At 60.8% G+C, this 18,498-nt stretch carries 20 protein-coding genes; 19 read left to right on the forward strand and 1 reads right to left on the reverse strand.

Annotation, left to right across the window (positions count from 1 at the left end; all coding sequences use genetic code 11):
* Positions 1–6: 6 nt before the first annotated feature.
* The gene (dnaJ, locus tag RAH42_RS03525) at positions 7–1,164 is read left to right on the forward strand and encodes a molecular chaperone DnaJ (RefSeq protein WP_296428753.1); all 1,158 of its coding nucleotides are present in this window, start codon (positions 7–9) and stop codon (positions 1,162–1,164) included.
* 258 nt (positions 1,165–1,422) lie between these two features.
* Here the strand turns inward: dnaJ and RAH42_RS03530 are convergent, their stop codons facing one another.
* Positions 1,423–2,379: an IS30 family transposase gene (locus RAH42_RS03530; RefSeq protein ID WP_317540241.1), complete on the reverse strand. Its 957-nt coding sequence runs from the start codon at positions 2,377–2,379 to the stop codon at positions 1,423–1,425.
* Between the two features lie 586 nt (positions 2,380–2,965).
* On the opposite strand from RAH42_RS03530, the gene RAH42_RS03535 reads away from it, so the two are divergent.
* From RAH42_RS03535 to ssb, 18 genes are all read left to right on the forward strand, one after another.
* Positions 2,966–3,835, forward strand: a complete 870-nt coding sequence (locus RAH42_RS03535; RefSeq protein ID WP_078017039.1) for a 50S ribosomal protein L11 methyltransferase — start codon at positions 2,966–2,968, stop codon at positions 3,833–3,835.
* Positions 3,816–5,126: a MiaB/RimO family radical SAM methylthiotransferase gene (locus tag RAH42_RS03540; protein ID WP_078017038.1), complete on the forward strand. Its 1,311-nt coding sequence runs from the start codon at positions 3,816–3,818 to the stop codon at positions 5,124–5,126. Before RAH42_RS03535 ends, RAH42_RS03540 begins: the two co-directional genes overlap by 20 nt.
* Positions 5,127–5,211: 85 nt before the next feature.
* Positions 5,212–5,547: a histidine triad nucleotide-binding protein gene (locus RAH42_RS03545; protein ID WP_078017037.1), complete on the forward strand. Its 336-nt coding sequence runs from the start codon at positions 5,212–5,214 to the stop codon at positions 5,545–5,547.
* Between the two features lie 38 nt (positions 5,548–5,585).
* Positions 5,586–5,765, forward strand: a complete 180-nt coding sequence (gene rpsU / locus RAH42_RS03550; RefSeq protein WP_009165205.1) for a 30S ribosomal protein S21 — start codon at positions 5,586–5,588, stop codon at positions 5,763–5,765.
* 6 nt (positions 5,766–5,771) lie between these two features.
* Positions 5,772–6,227: a GatB/YqeY domain-containing protein gene (locus tag RAH42_RS03555; protein ID WP_078017036.1), complete on the forward strand. Its 456-nt coding sequence runs from the start codon at positions 5,772–5,774 to the stop codon at positions 6,225–6,227.
* A gap of 106 nt (positions 6,228–6,333) precedes the next feature.
* Positions 6,334–6,843, forward strand: a complete 510-nt coding sequence (gene nrdR, locus RAH42_RS03560) for a transcriptional regulator NrdR (RefSeq protein ID WP_078017035.1) — start codon at positions 6,334–6,336, stop codon at positions 6,841–6,843.
* A 115-nt stretch (positions 6,844–6,958) separates the two neighbouring features.
* A complete protein-coding gene (pgsA, locus tag RAH42_RS03565; RefSeq protein ID WP_078017034.1) occupies positions 6,959–7,531 on the forward strand; it encodes a CDP-diacylglycerol--glycerol-3-phosphate 3-phosphatidyltransferase in 573 nt (190 codons plus the stop codon).
* Between the two features lie 93 nt (positions 7,532–7,624).
* The gene (gene secA, locus RAH42_RS03570) at positions 7,625–10,414 is read left to right on the forward strand and encodes a preprotein translocase subunit SecA (protein WP_317539984.1); all 2,790 of its coding nucleotides are present in this window, start codon (positions 7,625–7,627) and stop codon (positions 10,412–10,414) included.
* Between the two features lie 9 nt (positions 10,415–10,423).
* Positions 10,424–11,848, forward strand: a complete 1,425-nt coding sequence (locus RAH42_RS03575) for a hypothetical protein (RefSeq protein WP_317539985.1) — start codon at positions 10,424–10,426, stop codon at positions 11,846–11,848.
* Between the two features lie 424 nt (positions 11,849–12,272).
* A complete protein-coding gene (locus tag RAH42_RS03580; protein WP_317539986.1) occupies positions 12,273–13,325 on the forward strand; it encodes an arginine--tRNA ligase in 1,053 nt (350 codons plus the stop codon).
* Entirely contained in the window at positions 13,289–13,951 is a 663-nt protein-coding gene (locus RAH42_RS03585; protein ID WP_317539987.1) for a DALR anticodon-binding domain-containing protein, read from the forward strand. Before RAH42_RS03580 ends, RAH42_RS03585 begins: the two co-directional genes overlap by 37 nt.
* Positions 13,952–13,953: 2 nt before the next feature.
* Positions 13,954–14,262: a hypothetical protein gene (locus RAH42_RS03590; RefSeq protein ID WP_078017030.1), complete on the forward strand. Its 309-nt coding sequence runs from the start codon at positions 13,954–13,956 to the stop codon at positions 14,260–14,262.
* A 371-nt stretch (positions 14,263–14,633) separates the two neighbouring features.
* On the forward strand, positions 14,634–15,953 hold the full coding sequence (locus RAH42_RS03595; RefSeq protein WP_078017028.1) for an amidohydrolase: 1,320 nt from the start codon (positions 14,634–14,636) through the stop codon (positions 15,951–15,953).
* Between the two features lie 42 nt (positions 15,954–15,995).
* Positions 15,996–16,691, forward strand: a complete 696-nt coding sequence (locus RAH42_RS03600; RefSeq protein ID WP_317539988.1) for a DUF3100 domain-containing protein — start codon at positions 15,996–15,998, stop codon at positions 16,689–16,691.
* A 14-nt stretch (positions 16,692–16,705) separates the two neighbouring features.
* Entirely contained in the window at positions 16,706–16,858 is a 153-nt protein-coding gene (locus RAH42_RS03605; RefSeq protein ID WP_317539989.1) for a hypothetical protein, read from the forward strand.
* 13 nt (positions 16,859–16,871) lie between these two features.
* Positions 16,872–17,363, forward strand: coding sequence for a hypothetical protein (locus tag RAH42_RS03610; protein WP_078017026.1), 492 nt, complete (start codon positions 16,872–16,874; stop codon positions 17,361–17,363).
* 195 nt (positions 17,364–17,558) lie between these two features.
* Entirely contained in the window at positions 17,559–17,846 is a 288-nt protein-coding gene (gene rpsF, locus RAH42_RS03615) for a 30S ribosomal protein S6 (protein ID WP_078017025.1), read from the forward strand.
* 14 nt (positions 17,847–17,860) lie between these two features.
* A complete protein-coding gene (ssb, locus tag RAH42_RS03620) occupies positions 17,861–18,436 on the forward strand; it encodes a single-stranded DNA-binding protein (protein ID WP_078017024.1) in 576 nt (191 codons plus the stop codon).
* Positions 18,437–18,498 lie beyond the last annotated feature (62 nt).

Consider the following 18,498-nt stretch of genomic DNA (forward strand, 5'->3'; position numbering starts at 1 on the left):
TAGGCAATGGCTGGAACGCATCGGGACTACTACGAAGTTCTTGGCGTCGCCCACGACGCGACGGCGGACGAGATCAAGCGCGCCTTTCGCCTGAAAGTCCGCGACTGCCACCCCGACACTCATCCTGACGATCCCGAAGCGGAACAGAAATACAAGGAGATCAACGAGGCTTTTTCCGTCCTCGGCAATCAGGAAAAACGACAGCGTTACGACCGCTTCGGCACCGCCGACGACGCCGGCAATCCCTTTGCCGGCGCCGGCCCCGAGGACATCTTCGGCGACCTTTTCGGCAGCATGTTCGGCGGCTTCGGCGGTCCCCGTTCGCGCCCCAACGCCCCTGCCCGCGGCAGCGACCTGCAGATGGTCCTTTCCATCACCCTCGAAGAAGCGGCGACCGGCGTGGCGAAGAAAGTCGCCATTCCCCGCTGGGAACCTTGCGACCATTGTCACGGCAGCGGCTCCGAGCCGGGGCACGAACCGCGGGAATGTCCCACCTGCCACGGCGCCGGCGAGGTCCGTACCCGCGTGCGCACCCTCTTCGGCGACACGCTCAGCGTCAGCACCTGCCCCACCTGCGGCGGCCGCGGCACCGTGGTGGAAAAAGCCTGCACCGAGTGCGGCGGCGAAGGCCGCATCCACCGCCGCCGCGAGCAGGAGATCAAGATCCAGCCCGGCGTCGACACCGGCACGCGCCTGCGCGTTCCCGGCGCCGGCGAACTGGGCGCCAACGGCGGCCCTCCCGGCGACCTGTACATCGTCATGCAGGTCAAGGACCATCCGCTGTTCCAGCGCGACGGCAACGACCTGCACCGCACCGTCTCCATCCCCTTCCCGCTCGCCGTCATGGGCGGCCCGTCGACCGTCGGCACCCTGATCGACGGCGACGTTCCCTTCGACATCCCCGAGGGGACCGCCCCCGGCCAGACCATCCGCGTCAAAGGCAAGGGCATGCCCCGCCTGCGCGGCTCCAGCCGCGGCGACCTGTTCCTGCACGTCACCGTCGACGTCCCCAAAGGCAGCGTTCTCTCCGAGCGCGCCGCCGAGCTGGTAAAACAGCTCGCCGAGGAAATGGACGTCGCTACCGGCGAAAAGGAAGGCCTGTTCGACAAACTCTTCGGCAACAAGAAAACCGCCGCCAAAAAGAAAGGCGCGAAAAAGAAATAAACGGTAAATTTTCAGAGTAAATGCAACCTCGTCAAAGTAAATGCGACGGGGTTGCATTTACTTTGACAGGACAAAAGCAGCAAGCAGTCATTACGAACACATAATAACGATCAAGATTGCGCTAACGGAACAAATTCAAGGGGATGAAAAGCTGTTACGAGGAAATTGTCCGAAAAAAGTGCATACAAAAGTGATCCTCAACTGAAAGCAAAATTTTCAGTTCAGAGTTAATGCAATCAAGAAATTAAAAAGGAGCCGTTATTTACCGGCGAGAAGAGTCCGCTTTAAACAGATATCCTGTGGCGGAATAAGTTCGAGTCCGAGTAAATGCAATACATCCTCGCCATACAGGTTGATAAAGATCTCTGCAGGAGATTTTCCGTTAAATTTTTTCCTCCCGTATGAGTTTATATGAGACATCATCAGGTTGATATCAGTTTGGGATAAATTGTCGAAAGTTGTTCCCTTGGGAAGGATCCTTCGAATGAGAGTATGATTATTTTCAACCTTCGGTTTTTCCTGCGGTGCTTGTGGATTGCAATAGAACATATATGATTTTCTTTCTCCGTCCAGACCTTTTTCGATAGCCGTCGGATTGGAAAACTCTGTACCGTTGTCAGCAAGAAGGACCTGAAACATGGACTTATAGCGTTTCCTGCCCAGAAGAGTGAAGAGCATTGTAAAAATCTGCTCAACAGATTGAGCAGTATTTTTATCTCTCAAAAAAGCCAGCATAAAGTTGCAGTTTCTTAAGATGACAGTCAGAAGAACTTTTCCTCCTGCGGTGCCAACGACACTGTCGATTTCGGTAATAAGCATGTCCGGATGTTTCTCCGAAAAAGAGAGAAAATCATTGTAGGTACGGCCTTCACGACATTTTTTATCCACCTTCATGTTATTTCTTTTTCCCTTTCTCTTCTTAAAACGGACAGCTCGGGGCAAGTCTATTTTCCGTGCCTCTAAAATACCCGAAAGCAGGAGCCGTCTGGCGGTACTTTCAGAACAGGGAACAGTATCTCGATTATTACGGATAATATGATAGAGAGACTGCCCCTGTTTGATGAGAGGAGAGAAAAAAGAATCAATATCTGCAAGCTCGGCATCGGAGATATTGAAGCCTTCACGAGCCTCATGCAAAGTTTTCTCGTAAGAGTCATTTGCAGATTTAGCAGAATAGATCCGTTTTTTAAAGTGCAGCGGTGACGGTTGGGGCAGCCGTTACAGACATACGGAGGAACCGAAAGCTGCGGGCAGACCTCCTCCTTAAAGTCAGGACACATCGTATTACATCTTGAGCACCGGAAACACAGTGAACGGCATTTCGGAGAGGTGTTACAAAGGGAAGTAACGGAGCAGTCATACCGGTGAAGGCAGCAGTTTGCTGTCCGGCCATAACAGCCTTTGAAGACAGTCTCTGCATGTTTTCTGATCTCTCTGGAGATCGTACTCGGCGACTTCAGAACTGTTGAGGCAATACTTCTGAGAGATTCTCGCCGGTTGAGGGCGCTTTCAATGGCTTTTCTTTCAGCCAGAGTCAAATGTTTGTTCATGATGATGAACTCCTTTCCGAGATCTGTTGTCTCGTAAGAAAGGTCTTTCATCAATTCAGACTAAATGCAAGCTTCTTTTAATTCAGATTTAATGCAACGGGGTACCGGATGTTGCGTTGCATTTACCTTGAAGAATTTCATCCTTTTTTTGTGGACTCGTATTTTGTCGTCTTGCAAGAGTAACTGCTGTCCTTTGACGGTGTTTTTGTTATAATGTTTTAGGGGATTTTTTCAGGGCAGGAGGCGGGAGAATGGAACACAACGACAACTTCTGGTGGTACATCACGCTGCGCGGGCCGGCGGGGCTGGAAGACGTGCTCAGCTCGGCGGCGGAGAGCACGGGCTGCCTCGGCTCGACGGTGACGAACGAGGGCGACGCCGTCGACCTGCAGGTTTATTACCGCGCCAATCAGGATCTGGGCGAATGGCTGAAGATGCTGCAGCCGTACCTGGAACCGTGGCGCGAGATCGAGATCAAGGACATGGGGCGGGTGGAGAACCGCGCCTGGAACACGGAGTGGATGGATGCCTTCCCGCCGCTGAACGTGGGCGAGAAGCTGGTCGTCATGGCGCCGTGGCACGCCGGCAAGGAAGATCCCGGCCGTCTGCCCATCTTCATCTATCCCGGCTCGGCGTTCGGCACGGGCTACCATCAGAGCACGCAGGCGGTGCTGACGCTGATGGAGCGCTGGCTGAAGCCGGGCGACGTGGTGGCCGACATCGGCTGCGGCACGGCGATCCTTTCCATCGCGGCGCTGAAGATGGGAGCGGAGCGCGCCTACGCCCGCGACCTCGATCCGTCCGTCGTGCACGAGGCGGTGCGCAACACTCTGGAACTGAACGGCATCGCCGAGGAGAAACTCGACATCGCCGTTGGCGATCTGCTCAAGGGCTTTGAACATAAAGTCGACCTGCTGCTGGCCAACATCCTTTACGAGCCGAACCTGGCCATGCTGCCCGACGTGGCGGGCGCGCTCAACCCCGGCGGGCGGGCGATCTTCTCGGGGCTGGTCGTCGAAGAGGGCGAGAAGTTCAAGGAAAAGCTTGCGGAAAACGGCTTGCGCCTCGTCGACGAAGTGCGGCTGGACGACTGGTGCGGTCTTGCCGTCGCCAGGCTCTGAGCCGCTGCGGGGGCGTCGCGTCACCGTTCAGGCGCTGGGTTGCCGCACGAACCTCGCCGAGGCGGAAGCGCTGGCCTCGGCGTTTCAGCGCCGCGGCGCGCTGATCGTGGACGAGCCGCCGTACGACGCGGCCGTGATCGTGACCTGTTCGGTGACAGGCGCGGCCGACCGCAAGAGCCGCCAGCTGATCAACCGCTGCCGCCGCGCGGGAAAAAACGTCTGCGTCGCCGTGTGCGGCTGCTGGGCGCAGGGCGTCGGCGAGAAAAAAGCCGCGGCGATGGGCGTCGATCTGCTGATCGGCAACCGCCTCAAGAGCGAACTGCCCGGCCGCGTCGCGCAATGGCTGGCGGGGCATAAGCGCCCCTTTGAAGCCGTGCGGGGCGAGATGGGGCGGAAGTGGGACGCGCTGGAACTGGAACGCTCCCCCTATTTCGGGCGCGCGTTCGTGAAGGTGCAGGACGGCTGCGACCACCGCTGCACGTACTGCATCGTCCCCGTCCTGCGCGGGCCCTCGGTCAGTCGGTCCGCAGCCGACATTCTTGCCGAAGCGCGCCGCTGCGCGGCGGCCGGGCAGTTCGAGCTGATCCTGACGGGCGTGCATCTGGGGCTTTTCGGCCGCGACAGCGGCGAATCCTTTGCGGCCCTGATCCGCGAACTTGACAAAATCGAGGGAATAAAGCGCCTGCGTTTCGGTTCTCTGGAGCCGTTTTCCATCGGCGACGATCTGCTCGAGGCGCTGGCGCAGTCGCCGCGGTTCTGCCGCCATCTTCATCTGCCCGTGCAGTCCGGCGACGACGAGATCCTGCGCCGCATGGGGCGCGGGCACACGGCCGCGGATTATCTGAAGCTGGTCGAGCGTCTTCGCGAGGCGCTGGGAAGCGACCTGCACATCTCCACCGACGTGATGTGCGCGTTCCCCGGCGAGAGCGAGACGGCCTTCGAAAACACGCTGGCGCTGCTTGAGGCGGCGCGCGTCGGCCGCGTGCACGGCTTCCGTTATTCGCCGCGCCCCGGCACGCCGGCGGCGGCCATGCCCGGACAGATCCCGGCGGAGATCGCGCTCGCCCGCGCCGAACGCCTGAAAAAAGCGGGACGGGAATGTTTGGCCGCGGAGGCGCGGCGCTGGATCGGGCGCGCAGTGGAAGTGCTTTTCGAAGGGAGACAGCGCGGCCATGCGCAGGGATATACGCGCGGCTATTTTGAATTCCGTCCCGAGAGGGAAAGTATTTATGACGAACTGCGGAAAATGACGGTGATATCGAGCAAAAACGGGGTTCTTTGGGGCCGTTAGGAAGAAAAAGACCGGCTGTCGATAATTGCCTATTGTCGGAAGCAGTTCAAGAGTGATAAAATAATCGCTATGCGAGGTGACGACGATGGAATCCTGTCCATTTTGCGCGATCGTGCAGAAGCGGCTTCCCGCGGAGATCGTGTACGAGGACGAGAATGCCTTGGCTTTTCGCGACATCAGGCCGCAGGCGCCCGTTCACGTGCTGATCGTGCCGAAGGAGCATGTCGGTTCTGCCGACGAGGTGCAGGATCCCGCCCTCTGGAGCCGGCTGATGCCGGCCGTCAAGGCGACGGCGGCGAAGCTCGGCGTGTCCGGCGGATACCGGCTCGTCGTCAACTGCGGCGAATCTGCTGGTCAGACAGTCCCCCACCTTCATATCCATTTACTAGCGGGGCGAGGGCTCCAATGGCCCCCGGGTTAAAAGTTTGATGCAGGTGGAACAGAAAGGAGGGAATTGTTTTGACGACAGTCGTTAGAAAAGACAACGAATCGATCGAAGACGTCCTTCGTCGTTTTAAGAGAGACGTCTCCAAAGCGGGAGTCCTTCGCGAGGCCCGGAAGAAAGAACACTACGAGAAACCCAGCGAGGCGAGAAAGCGCAAGCGCCAGGAACTCTCTCGCAGAAAAGTCAGGGGGTAAGCAGCCGTGAGCACTTTGACCGATCGGGTTTCCGCCGATCTGAAGACGGCCATGAAAGAGCACCGGGAGCTCGAGCTTTCCGTGTTCCGCATGCTCAAGGCCGAGCTTCAGAAGTTTCAGGCCGACAAGGGCGTCAGCTACGAACTGACCGACGACGACGTGATTTCCCTCGTCGGCCGTCTGGTGAAGCAGCGCCGGGAAGCGGCGGAGCAGTACAAGGCGGCGGGCGCGGGCGACCGCGCCGAAAGCGAGCTCGCCGAGATCGAAGTTCTTGACGCCTACCTTCCCGCCCAGCTCAGCGCCGAAGAAGTGGAGACGCTCGTGCGCGAAACGGCCGCCGAGATCGGCGCTGCTGCGCCCAAGGACATGGGCAGAGTGATGAAGGCTGTCATGCCCCGGCTGAAAGGCCAGGCTGACGGCGCGCTTGTCAAGGACGTTGTGATGCGCGTCCTGCAAGGTTGAGTATTGCGTGAAACGGGTCTGGAGTTTTCCTCCGGATCCGTTTTTTTTGAAGGCATTGATACTCGTTCTTGATCGATTGATCGAAGGAAAGGAGTTGTCAGAATCGATGAGATGCCCTCAGTGTGGTTCCATGGAGACTCGCGTGATGGAAACGCGCACCGCCGAAGAGGGACGCACGATCCGCCGCCGCCGCGAGTGCACGGCCTGCGGGTTCCGCTTCACGACCTACGAGCGCGTGGAAGAGCGAAAAGTGCTGTGGATCTCCAAGAAAGACGGGCGCCGCGAGGCCTTCGACCGCAGCAAGCTGGTCCGCGGCATCAGCCGCGCCTGCGAGCGCCTTCCCGTTTCCCTCGACACCATCGAGGACGTGGCCGCCCGTATCGAAGCGCGCCTGCGCGAAAGCGGCGACGAAGTTTCCAGCATGGCGATCGGCGAACTGGTCATGAAAGAGCTGGCCGAGATCAACAAAGTGGCTTACGTGCGCTTCGCTTCGGTGTATCGCGAGTTCACCGACCTTTCCAGCTTTCAGCGGGAAATCGCCAAACTGGTCTCCCGCGCCGGGCAGCCGGAAGCAGCCGGCGAAAAGAAAGAGGAGAAGAACGCCCCGAAGAAGTGAAATCTTCCGTGCTCGATGCGCACAGATCGGTCTTTATGTGAGATAATGAACCGGTTACACCGACAAAAACATCGCCGCGGCTTTTCCTGCGGCGAAAAGGAGAGAGAGTCCTGCTATGCGTTCTCTGAACGTTCCCAATCTCTTGAGCCTGTCGCGCATTTTTTTGGCTCCGTTCGTGATGGTTCTGCTGCTGTACACGCGCATCGGCCGGGGCATTCCTTTTCTCAGCGCTTACGGCCTTGACCTGACCTACAGCGACCTGCTGGCCGGTCTGGTCTTTATTATTGCGGCGCTGACCGATACCGTCGACGGCTACATCGCGCGCAAGAAGGGGCTGATCACCAATCTCGGCAAATTCATCGACCCGCTCAGCGACAAGGTGCTGGTCATGGCCGCCCTGATCGCGCTGCTGGAGCTGCACCGCCTCAGCGGCTGGATGGTGATGGTCATCGTCGCCCGCGATTTCATGGTCAGCGGCCTGCGCATGGTGGCCGCCGCCGAGGGGCAGGTCATCGCCGCGTCCCGGCTCGGCAAGTTGAAGACCGTTTCTCAGATTGTCGCCATCGTGATGATGATCTTCAGGATTCCCTATGCGATCTATGTGATGTATTTCAGCATCGTGCTCACCGTCTGGTCGGGCGTGGTCTACGTGGCCAACGGCTGGGAACTGATCACCGACGCTGATTGATTTCGTAAATGCCAAGGCCGCCCGTGCGGCCTTTGTGAAAAAATATATTCCGGACTCGCGTCACCCGGTTTTTTTACGAGAGGTGGAAGGTTTATGTTCGAATCACTGAAACGCGCCATGGGGCTCGATCCCAACGAAAACGCCCTGAAGCGCTACCGCAGGAAGGTCGAGGAGATCAACGCGCTCGAGCCGAGGATCCAGGCCTTGAGCGACGAGCAGATCCTGGGCCGCGCCCTGGAGATCAAGGCCGACATTCAGAACGGCGCCGGGCTTGACGGGCATCTGGCGGAAGTTTTCGCGATGGCCCGCGAAGAAGCGAAGCGCAAGCTGGGGCTGCGTCCCTTCGACGTGCAGCTGATCGGCGCCATGGCCCTGAACGACGCCAACATCGCCGAGATGAAGACCGGCGAAGGCAAGACGCTGGTCGCGCCGATCGCCGTGATCCTCAACGCCTACAAGGGCGAGGGCGTGCACGTGGTCACCGTCAACGACTATCTGGCCCGCCGCGACGCCAACTGGATGGCGCCGCTGTACGCCGCCATGGGGCTGAGCGTGGCCGTGATCTACGCCTTCATGGATCCCGAAGAGCGCAAAAAAGCCTACCGGGCCGACATCACCTACGGCACGAACAGCGAGTTCGGCTTCGACTACCTGCGCGACAACATGGTCCTCCAGGCCGACGAGATGGTGCAGCGCGGGCATTCCTACTGCATCGTCGACGAAGTGGACTCCATCCTCATCGACGAAGCCCGCACGCCGCTGATCATCTCCGGCCCTTCCGAGGACGACACCGGCGCCTACATGAAGGCCGATCAGATCGCCACGCAGCTCAAGGGCGTGTTCAAGGACCCCAACGAGATCGAAGTGCACAGCTTTCTGCTCGACGACAAGGACCGTCCCGAGCCGGACGGCGATTTCGTCGTCGACGAAAAGGAAAAGACCGTCGTGCTCACCTCGAAGGGCATCGCCAAGTGCGAGCAGCTCCTCAAGACGCCCGGCCTGTTCTCCGACATGGCGCACGCCGACATGGCCCACAAGATCAATCAGGCGCTCAAGGCCCATTATCTGTTCAAGAAAGACGTGCATTACGTCATCAAGGACGGCGAGATCGTCATCGTCGACGAGTTCCGCGGCCGCCTGATGTTCGGCCGCCGCTTCTCGGACGGACTGCACCAGGCCATCGAGGCCAAGGAACACGTCAAAGTCGGCAAGGAGAGCCAGACTCTCGCCACCATCACGATCCAGAACTACTTCAGGATGTACAAGAAGCTGGCCGGCATGACCGGAACCGCCGCCACCGAGGCCGAGGAGTTCAAGGACATCTATCATCTCGGCGTCGTCGTCATCCCCACCAACAAACCGGTGATCCGCAAGGACTGGCCGGATCAGGTCTACCGCACCATGGACGAGAAATTCGCGGCCGTGGTCGAAGAGATCGAGAAGATCCACGCCGCCGGCCGCCCCGTGCTGGTCGGCACCGTTTCCGTGGCGGTTTCCGAGCACGTCAGCAGGCTGTTGCGCGCTCGCCGCATTCCCCATCAGGTGCTGAACGCCCGCTACCACGAGAAGGAATCGGCCATCGTCGCTCAGGCCGGCCGCTTCAACGCCGTCACCGTCGCCACCAACATGGCCGGCCGCGGCACCGACATCCTGCTGGGCGGCAATCCCGATTTCCTCGCCCGCGAGGAGTACCGCGCCAAAAATCTCGATCCCGCCAAGGACGCGGAGAAGTGCGTGGCCATCCTCGAGCAGATGAAGGTCCTCTGCGCCGCCGAAAAGGAAAAAGTGCTCGAACTGGGCGGCCTCTGCATCCTCGGCACCGAGCGCCACGAGTCGCGCCGCATCGACAATCAGCTGCGCGGCCGCGCCGGCCGTCAGGGCGATCCCGGCAGCTCGCGCTTTTATCTGTCCCTCGAGGACGATTTGCTGCGGCTGTTCGGTTCGGACCGCATCGGCGGCATGCTCGACAAGCTCGGCATGGAGAAAGGCGAATCCATCGAGCATCCGCTGCTGACCCGCGCCATCGAGAACGCCCAGAAGAAAGTGGAAATGATGCACTATGACGTGCGCCGCCAGCTGCTGCTCTACGACAACGTCATGAATCAGCAGCGCGAGGCCGTCTACGCCGAGCGCTCGACCATCCTCGGCGATCCGGAGATCCTCGAGCACGCCCGGGAGATCGCCGTCAGCAACGTTGACGACATCATCGACGCGGCCTTCCCCGAGGACAAGGAAGCCAATCCCGTTTACGCCGCCAACAAGCTGCGCGGCATTTACTGGCCGGGCATCGAGAAGGCGCTGGCCGGAGCCGACGACCGCCGCAACGTCATGCCCGCCGCCGAAAAGATGAAGGAAGAGGTTTCCGCCCGCTTCGACGAGCGGGTCGACAAGCTCGAGCCGGCCGTGGCCGAAGGGCTGTTCCGCTTCATCGCCCTGCACGTGCTCGACGGCGCCTGGAAAGAGCATCTGCTCGGCATGGACGTGCTGCGCCAGGGCATCGGCCTGCGCGCCGTCGGGCAGAAGGACCCGCTCATGGAGTATCAGTTCGAGTCCTTCAACCTGTTTCAGGAGACCATGGCCCACGTGCGCGAGCAGATCACGCAGCTGTTCTTCCGCGTCGCCATCGTCTCCGACGAAGACCGCCTGCGCCGCGCCGCGCCCGCCGCGATGAGGGAACACCGCGGCTCCGCCCCCGCGCCGTCGAAGGCGGCGGCCGAGGACCTGGGCTTCAACCCGCAGAACTCGCGCGGCAGCTACTTTGCGAACTACAATACGGGCGGCGAACGCCCCCAACCGGTGCGCGTCAAGAAAGTCGGACGCAACGATCCCTGCCCCTGCGGCAGCGGCAAGAAGTACAAAAACTGCTGCGGCAGAAACCTCTAGGAGGCGGTCATGAAAAAGTTTGCTCTTGCGTTGTTTTTGGCGCTCTGCCTGCCGGCGGCGTCTTTGGCGCTGCCCCTGACTTCGGCGGACATCGCCAAAATGGTGCAGGATTGTCCTACGCTCGAGGAGTACCGGGGCGCCGAGCCCGCGGTGATTTGGAGCCGGAAACAGCTCTACACGCAGGATCCCCAGGGACGTGCCGTCAAAAGCACGTCCTATGTGATCCTCTGCGGAGCGACCGCGCGCCTCGGCTGGCTTCAGGACCAGCTCGTCGCTCCCAACGGCGGACATATCGAACTCGAACAGGCGGCGATCTTCGATCCCGGCACGGCGAAGCTTCTGCACGACCTTTCTTATGACCGGGATGAACTGGCCGAGCACGGACGGCTTCTCGTCAAATTCCCGAAGATGGACGACGTTTACGTGCTCGTGCTCAGCTATCGCCAGATCTTCGCCGAGCCGAACGTGATGGAAGACATCGCCTGGCTCGGTTCCGAATATCCCACGTGGGAGGGCAGCGTGCAGATCCGCATCGCCAAGGAACAGGCGCTGGACTGGGAGTCGAGCACCAACGCGGTTCCCACGATCGACGTGGACCAGACGTTCCGCCGCTACGGCTGGTTCTACTTCAAACAGCCGGCCAACCGCGGCATGCGCGGCATGCTCGAAAGCTCCGACCCTTACGTGGTCTTCAGCCTGGCGACCGGCCCCGCTACGGCCGTGGCCATGATGCACGATCTGGAAGAGCGCCGCTGGCCCGATTTGCCCGCGAAGTATGTGGTCGGCGAAGGCAGTTCCCGCGACGACGTTCTGAAAAGCATCGAGAAGTTCTGGCGCAGCGCCGACCGGCTTCCCGGGCGCGGCACGTGGCGCAGTCCCCGGATGATCCCCGCCGGCGGTCCTTGGACCACGTGGGAGTCCATGTACCTTCTGGCGTCCTGGCTGCAGAAGCAGGGCTGGAAGGCCGAAGTCTGGTTCCAGCACGTCCTGCCGCAGGACCGCGAATCCATCTCCTGCGCGCCGGCTCTGACCCATCCGGTGTTTCTGCTCGGCGAGCCGGGCGCCAAAAAAGCTGGTACTACGTGCCCGGACAGCCGGGGGAGCCAGGCAAGCTGCCCGTATCGCTGCGCGGCAAGACGCTGTACGCCGCCGGCGCGAAGAAACTTCGCCGCCATTCGGTCGGCGGCACCCGCCTGGAGAAAAACCGCCTTTCCATCGCCTGGAACCTTGACGTCGACGCCGACTGCATCGTCTCCGGCACGGTCGATATCCGCGTGCGCAACAATTGGGTCGAAACGTACGAGTCGCTGGCGGACGGGCGCAAGGATCAGATCTATTCGCTGTTCCCCGGCCTCGAAGGCTGGATCGACCTCGATGGGGACCTCGACATCTCGCCGCTGGGCAGCCAGGGCTTCAAACTGGTTCTGCCCGTGAGGGCAAGGTCCGGCATCGAAGGGCAGCAGGGCCTGATGATCGGCCTGCCCTCGATCGCTCCCGGCCCGATGATGCGTCTTCTTGACGTGGGCAGCAGCGCCGTGCTGAAATATCCCTTCGTGGTGGAGCAGTCCTACCGCGTGCAGCTTCCCAAGGGCTACCGTTCCATGGGCGCGCCGCTCAAAATGGAGCAGGGGAGCATGGTCAGCAGCTACGCGAGCCAGTACCGCATCAATCAGCGCAAGAATCAGCTTGAAGGCGAAGAAAAGCTGATCCAGTCCTCTATGCGGGTCGACGTGCCGTATCTGGACGGCTTCAAACGCGTGATCGAAACGTGGGGCACCTGGAAAACCACCAGCCTGGCCTTGATGCCTGCCGGCCGCTCGAAGTAAAAGTGCATAAAACGATGGGAGTATAAATTATTATGTCAGAGAACACGAGTGCGCTGAAGGCTCTTGTTTGGGGAGCCCTTGAAGCGATCGCAAAGGAAAAAGGGCAGGATCCCGCTTCGCTGGGCGAGCTCCACTTCGAGCGCCCCAAGCAGGAGAACCACGGCGACTGGGCGACGAACGCCGCCATGCAGAACTGCAAGCTGCTGGGCTGCAAACCGCGCGACCTGGCCGGGGACATCGTGCGCCGCATCGGCTCGGACAAGCACATCCGCCGCGTCGAAGTGGCCGGTCCCGGCTTCATCAATTTCTATCTGTCGAATCTGTGGATGGGCGACATCGTCCGCGACGTGCTGGCGGCCGGCGGCGATTACGGGCGCGTCGATCTCGGCAAAGGGCGGAAAGCGCAGGTCGAGTTCGTCAGCGCCAATCCCACCGGGCCGCTGCACGTCGGTCACGGCCGCGGCGCCGCGGTCGGCGACGTGACGGGCAACATCCTCGCCTTCGCGGGCTGGAGCGTGGAGAAGGAATACTACGTCAACGACGCCGGCCTGCAGATGAACATCCTCGGGCGTTCCACGCAGTCGCGCTATTTCGAACTGCTCGGCCATCCCGAGAAGTTCCCTTTCCCCGAGGAGTCCTACAAAGGGCGCTACATCTACGACATCGCTCAGGAAGTGGTCGACGCCCGGGGCGAAGAGTTCCTCGACCAGCCGCTCGAAACGTCGCTGCCGTTCTTCAAAACTTACGCGGCCGGGCGCATCCTCGAGCAGATCAAGGACGAACTGGGCGAGTTCGGCGTCACGTTCGACAACTTTTTCTCCGAGAAGTCGCTGTACGACCGCGATCTCGTGCCGGCCGCCGTGCGGACGCTGAAGGAGCGAGGCCACCTCTACGAGCAGGACGAGGCGCTCTGGTTCCGCAGCACGGAGTACGGCGACGACAAGGACCGCGTGCTGATGCGCTCCAACGGAGTGCCCACCTACTTCACGTCGGACATCGCCTATCACAAGGAGAAGTTCGACCGCGGCTTCGAGCGCGTCGTCGACGTGTGGGGGCCGACCATCACGGTTACGTGCCGCGCATGAAGGCCGCCATCGAAGCGCTGGGCTACGATCCGAAAAAGTTCACGATCCTGCTGATCCAGTTCGTCAACCTGCTGCGCGACGGCGAGCAGGTGAAGATGTCCACGCGCAGCGGCCAGTTCGTGGAGCTGCAGGAAGTGGTGAGGGAAGTCGGCGTCGACGCCGCGCGCTATTATTTCCTGATGCGCCGCAGTGACAGCCATCTCGACTTCGATCTCGAACTGGCTAAAAGCCAGTCGGCGGACAATCCCGTCTATTACGTGCAGTACGCTCACGCCCGCCTGTGCAGCATCCTGCAGAAGGCCGCCGAGAGGGGGATCGCCGTGCCCGCCGTCTCGGCCTTCGATCCCGACGCCATCGCCACGCCCGAGGAAAAACGCCTGTTCACCAAGCTGGCCCAGTTCCCCGACGAAGTGGCTCGGGCCGCGGCCGACCTCGAACCCCACCGCATCGTCACCTACGTTCACGAGCTGGCGGGCGATTTTCATTCGTATTACAACAACGGCAGCCGCATCCTCGAGGAATCCGGCGCGCTTCGGGACAGTCATCTGCTTATGATCGCCGCCATCCGCACGGTGATCGCCAACGCCTTGCGCCTGCTCGGCATCAGCGCGCCCGAAAAGATGTAGCCATGAAACTGCGCTGGGTGGCCTTTTGGGCGATGGTCGTCATGGCGGCGGCGATGCTCGTCACGTCGGCGCTCAACGAACTTCGCCGGCAGCGGCGCATGGACGAACTGATGGAAGAAAAGGTCGAAGCGCTGCGTCAGGCGCAGGACAAGCTCAATCGCCTGCGCGACCGCGTGGAATTTTTCAAGACCGAGGAAGGCCAGGCCTGGATCGCGCGGGACAAGCTGAACATGGCCTTCGGCGGCGAAGAGATTTATAAGATCGAAGGGGAAGTCCCGGACGATAAAAAAACGGCGACGGAATCAAAATAGAATTTCCCTTTGCGATCGGACATAAGGGCCCAAAAAAATCCTGAACGTGCGAGAGACGTTCAGGATTTTTTTTGGGCCCTCATCATACGCGGTTTTCGTTAAAAGCCCTATCGCTTCGCGCCCTTTCCGCAGCGCTGGAGACGCGTAGAAAATCAGTATTATATAAAAATCGACGATCAAAAAATATTAGCTCTTTACAAAAATATTTTCGTAGATATAATATGGCCCAACGCGATTTATTTATTGCGCATGACGACGGGATCACAATGATATATGGTTCAAGAGGGGATGAAACGAAAATCGGTCCGGCTGAAGTGCGCGCAGCGGAAGATCGCGTTCACTGAACTCGTGAGGAAAGGGGATTGAATTCCATGACGAAGCAGGAACTGAAAGACCTGGCGTGCGGGATCATCGACGCACACCGCGAGCAAATCACGGCGCTGGGCGACAGCGTTTTCGCCGAGCCGGAGACGGGCTGGAAGGAGTTCAAGACGGCGGCGAAGATCAAAGGAGTTTTCGAATCTCTGGGGTACCCGACGGCCGACGAACAGTGCATCACGGGCGTGATCGCCCAGGTCCGCGGCAGGGAAAGGAAGCTGAAGCTTGCCGTGATGGGCGAGCTGGACGCGCTCGGCGTGCCCGACAGCCCCTTCGCCGATCCTCGCACGGGGGCCGCGCACATGTGCGGCCATCACTGCATGATCGCGGCGCTGTCCGGCGTGGCCTACGCGCTGCACGACCGCCGCGTCATGGACGAGCTGAGCGGCGACGTGGCGCTGATGGCCGTGCCCGCCGAGGAATTCATCGAGATGGGCTACCGCGGCCGGCTGCGCCGCGAAGGCAAGATCAAAATGTTCGGCGGCAAGCAGGAGTTCATTTACCGCGGCCTGATGGACGACGTCGACATGATGGTCATGCAGCACACCACGCCGACCGAGGGCGAGCAGGAGACGCCGGTCAAGGCCAACGTCGGCGGCACGTCGAACGGATTCGTCAGCAAGGAAATCTTTTACGCCGGCAAGGCGGCCCATGCCGGCGGCTCGCCCCACAACGGCGTCAACGCGCTCAACGCGGCCAAGATCGGCCTCGTCGCCATCGACGCGCAGCGCGAGACGTTCCGCGACGAGGACCATATCCGCGTCCATCCCATCGTCACCAAGGGCGGCGACACCGTCAACGTCGTTCCGGCGGACGTGCGCATCGAAACTTACGTGCGCGGCGCCTCCGTCGAGGCGATCCTGGACGCTTCGCGAAAAGTCAACCGCGCGCTGAAAGCCGGCGGCGACGCCGTGGGGGCGGAAACGATCATCGACGAGGTGCCGGGCTACCTGCCGATGAAGCCGTGCGGCGCGCTTCAGGACGTGATGTACGCTAACCTTGTTCAGCTCTTGGGGGAAGACGCCGTCGGACGTTCCACGCCTCACAGCGGCGGCAGCACGGACGCGGCCGACGTGGCGGCGCTGATGCCCGTGGTCCACGCCTATATCGGCGGCGCGGCCGGGGTGGCGCACAGCAAGGACTACCATATCGTCGACAAGGATCTGGCGTATATCGTCGCCGCCAAGGCGCTGACGATGACGGTGATCGACCTGCTGGCCGACGGCGCCCAGATCGGCCTGAAGATCAAGGCGGATTTCAAGCCTCAAATGACCAAGCGGGAATACATCGACACGTGGGTCAACATGAAATGAGCGCGAGAGGGCGGCAAAATTTTACGTGACGGGGTGAAAAGAATGCGGGATTTTTTCAAGGATTGGAAAGTGCATGCGCTGTGCGTCGTCATTGCGCTGGCCGCCGAGGCTCTCGGCGTAAGAAAGTTCCAGATCACGCCGGCGGTCGGTTTCAGCCTGTTCCCGATGCTGTACGCCATGGCCATCGGCATCGTCATGGGAGCGTGGAAGCTCCTTTCGCTGGAAACGATGAAGCAGGCCTCGGCCTATACCACGATCTCGGTCATGTTCCTGACGGCGAAGGTCGCTTCCGGCATCGCTCCCGGGCTTTATAAAATTTATACGGAAGGCAAACTCGGCGGCACGGCGCTGGCTTTGATCCTTCAGGAGTTCGGCAACATGGGCACGGCGATTCTCGGCGTGCCGGTCGCCGTCTTTCTGTTCAAGATGAACCGGGCCGCCATCGGCTGCACCGTCTCCACGTCGCGCGAAGGCACCATCGCCATTATCGGCGAGCTGTACGGCCTGGACAGCGACGAGGGGATCGGCGTCATGGGCGGTTATGTGACCGGCACCGTGCTGGGCACGATTTTCTTCGGACTGATGGCTTCTCTCTGCGCCCGTTCCGGCCTGTTCCATCCGTACGCGCTGGGAGCCGCCTGCGGCGTCGGTTCCGCTTCGATGATGTCCGCCTCGCTTGGCGCCCTGCAAATCGAGTTTCCCGAGATGGCCAGTACGCCTACACTTCCCAGGCGCTGACGAACGCCGACGGCATGCTGATGAATCTGCTTCTGACGCTGCCCATGACGAACTGGCTGTACGAAAAGTGCGCCGGGATCCGCGGCATGGGAATCCCCGCGCAGCCTCTGCCTGACCTTGGCGAAGCGGAAGCAAAGATCGAAGCGGAAGACATCGAGGAAAGCTGAGGAGGCGATCGTCATGACCAGAATGTGGATGCTTACGAAAGGCTGGATCGTATCCGGCGTCGTGGCGGCGTTCTGCAACTATGTCTACACGCTGAGGCTGAACGATCCCGCCAGAGTGGTCAGGCCGCTCGAAGCCGCTCCCGGACTGCTGATCTTCCTGGGCATCATCGTGCTGGCGCAGCTGATCTATCAGGGCATGAAGGCCGCCGCCCCGCGCGTGAAGTTTCCCGCAGTCCTGTACATCACGTTCATCGGGATCCTGGTGACGTGGCCGGGGCTGCTCCCCTGCGCCGATTTCGTCAACAGGGCGGTCGGCAAAATCTATCTGCTGCCGCTGTGCACGCCGATCTTGGCCTATTCCGGCATCGCCGCCGGCAAGGATCTGAAGACTTTTAAGGAACAGGGCATCGCCATCGTCCTGACCACGCTCATCGCCCTGGTGGGCACGTTCGTCGGTTCCGCGGTCATCGCTCAGCTGGTCATGAAATGGACCGGCGTGTTTTAAAAATGACATTCTGAAAAAGTCCGCCGTCCGAGAAAATCTCAGGCGGCGGACTTTTGCGACGGAGCGGCCGCCGCCCGCCCACCCGCGGAGACGAAAAAGATCCGCTTGCGCGGCGTGAGCAAGTAATGTATAATCGCTAGTTGTAGTTCCCTGCCCCATGAGGGGCCGACAGTCCAGAGGGAGGAGGTGTTGCGCGTGGTACGTTCATACGAAATGATGGTGATCATCGATCCCACCGTCGAGGACCACAGCGTGGAAGTCAAGGCTATCGAGGAGCTCGTCGTCAAACTCGGCGGCGAGGTCGCGAAGACCGACGTTTGGGGCAAGCGGCGTCTCGCTTACGAGATCAAGAAGCTGACCGAGGGCATTTACGTCGTCGTCGAGTTCAAGATCGACCCCGATCAGCTCAAGGAGCTTAACCGCGTTCTCAGCCTACGTCCGCTTATCGTTCGTCATCTCAACGTCGCGGCGGACGGAAAGTAGGCAGGTGTCTTCCGATGCGAGGGTATAACAGAGCTATTATCATGGGCAACGTGGCCCGCGATCCGGAGATCCGTTACACCGCCACGCAGCGCGCCGTGGCGTCGTTTTCCGTGGCCGTCAACCGCAGCTGGAAAGACCAGAACGGCGAAATGCGCGAGGAAGTCTGCTTTATCCCCGTCGTCGTCTGGGGCAAAGGTGCCGAAGTCTGCGAACGCTACCTGAAAAAGGGCGGCGGCATCCTGGTGGAGGGACGCATCAACGTGCGTTCCTACGAGGCGAAGACCGGCGAGAAACGCTACGTCACCGAGATCGTGGCCGACAACTTCCAGTTCGTGGGCGGACGCCGCGACGACAGCGGCGGATCTGCGCCTTACGGAGGGCAGGACGGCGGCGGTTCTTTCCAGAGCCAGGGCGGCGGTTCCTATCAGTCGGCCCGCGGCAGCGCGCCGAGAAGTTACCGCGATGCCGCGCCGTCGCAAAACGACGGCGGCTTCGGCGCCAACGACAGTTTCCCCATGGATATCTCCGAGCTCGATTCGGGCGCGGCCAGCGTTGCGCCGCCCGAGGACGAAGCCGACATTCCCTTTTAAAGTCCGCGCTCCGCGCGCCGCGGGCGCTGCGGAGCATTGAACGGGGGCGCGCCCCTGGTTTG

Source organism: Pyramidobacter sp. YE332 (assembly GCF_033060595.1).
Classification (GTDB): domain Bacteria; phylum Synergistota; class Synergistia; order Synergistales; family Dethiosulfovibrionaceae; genus Pyramidobacter.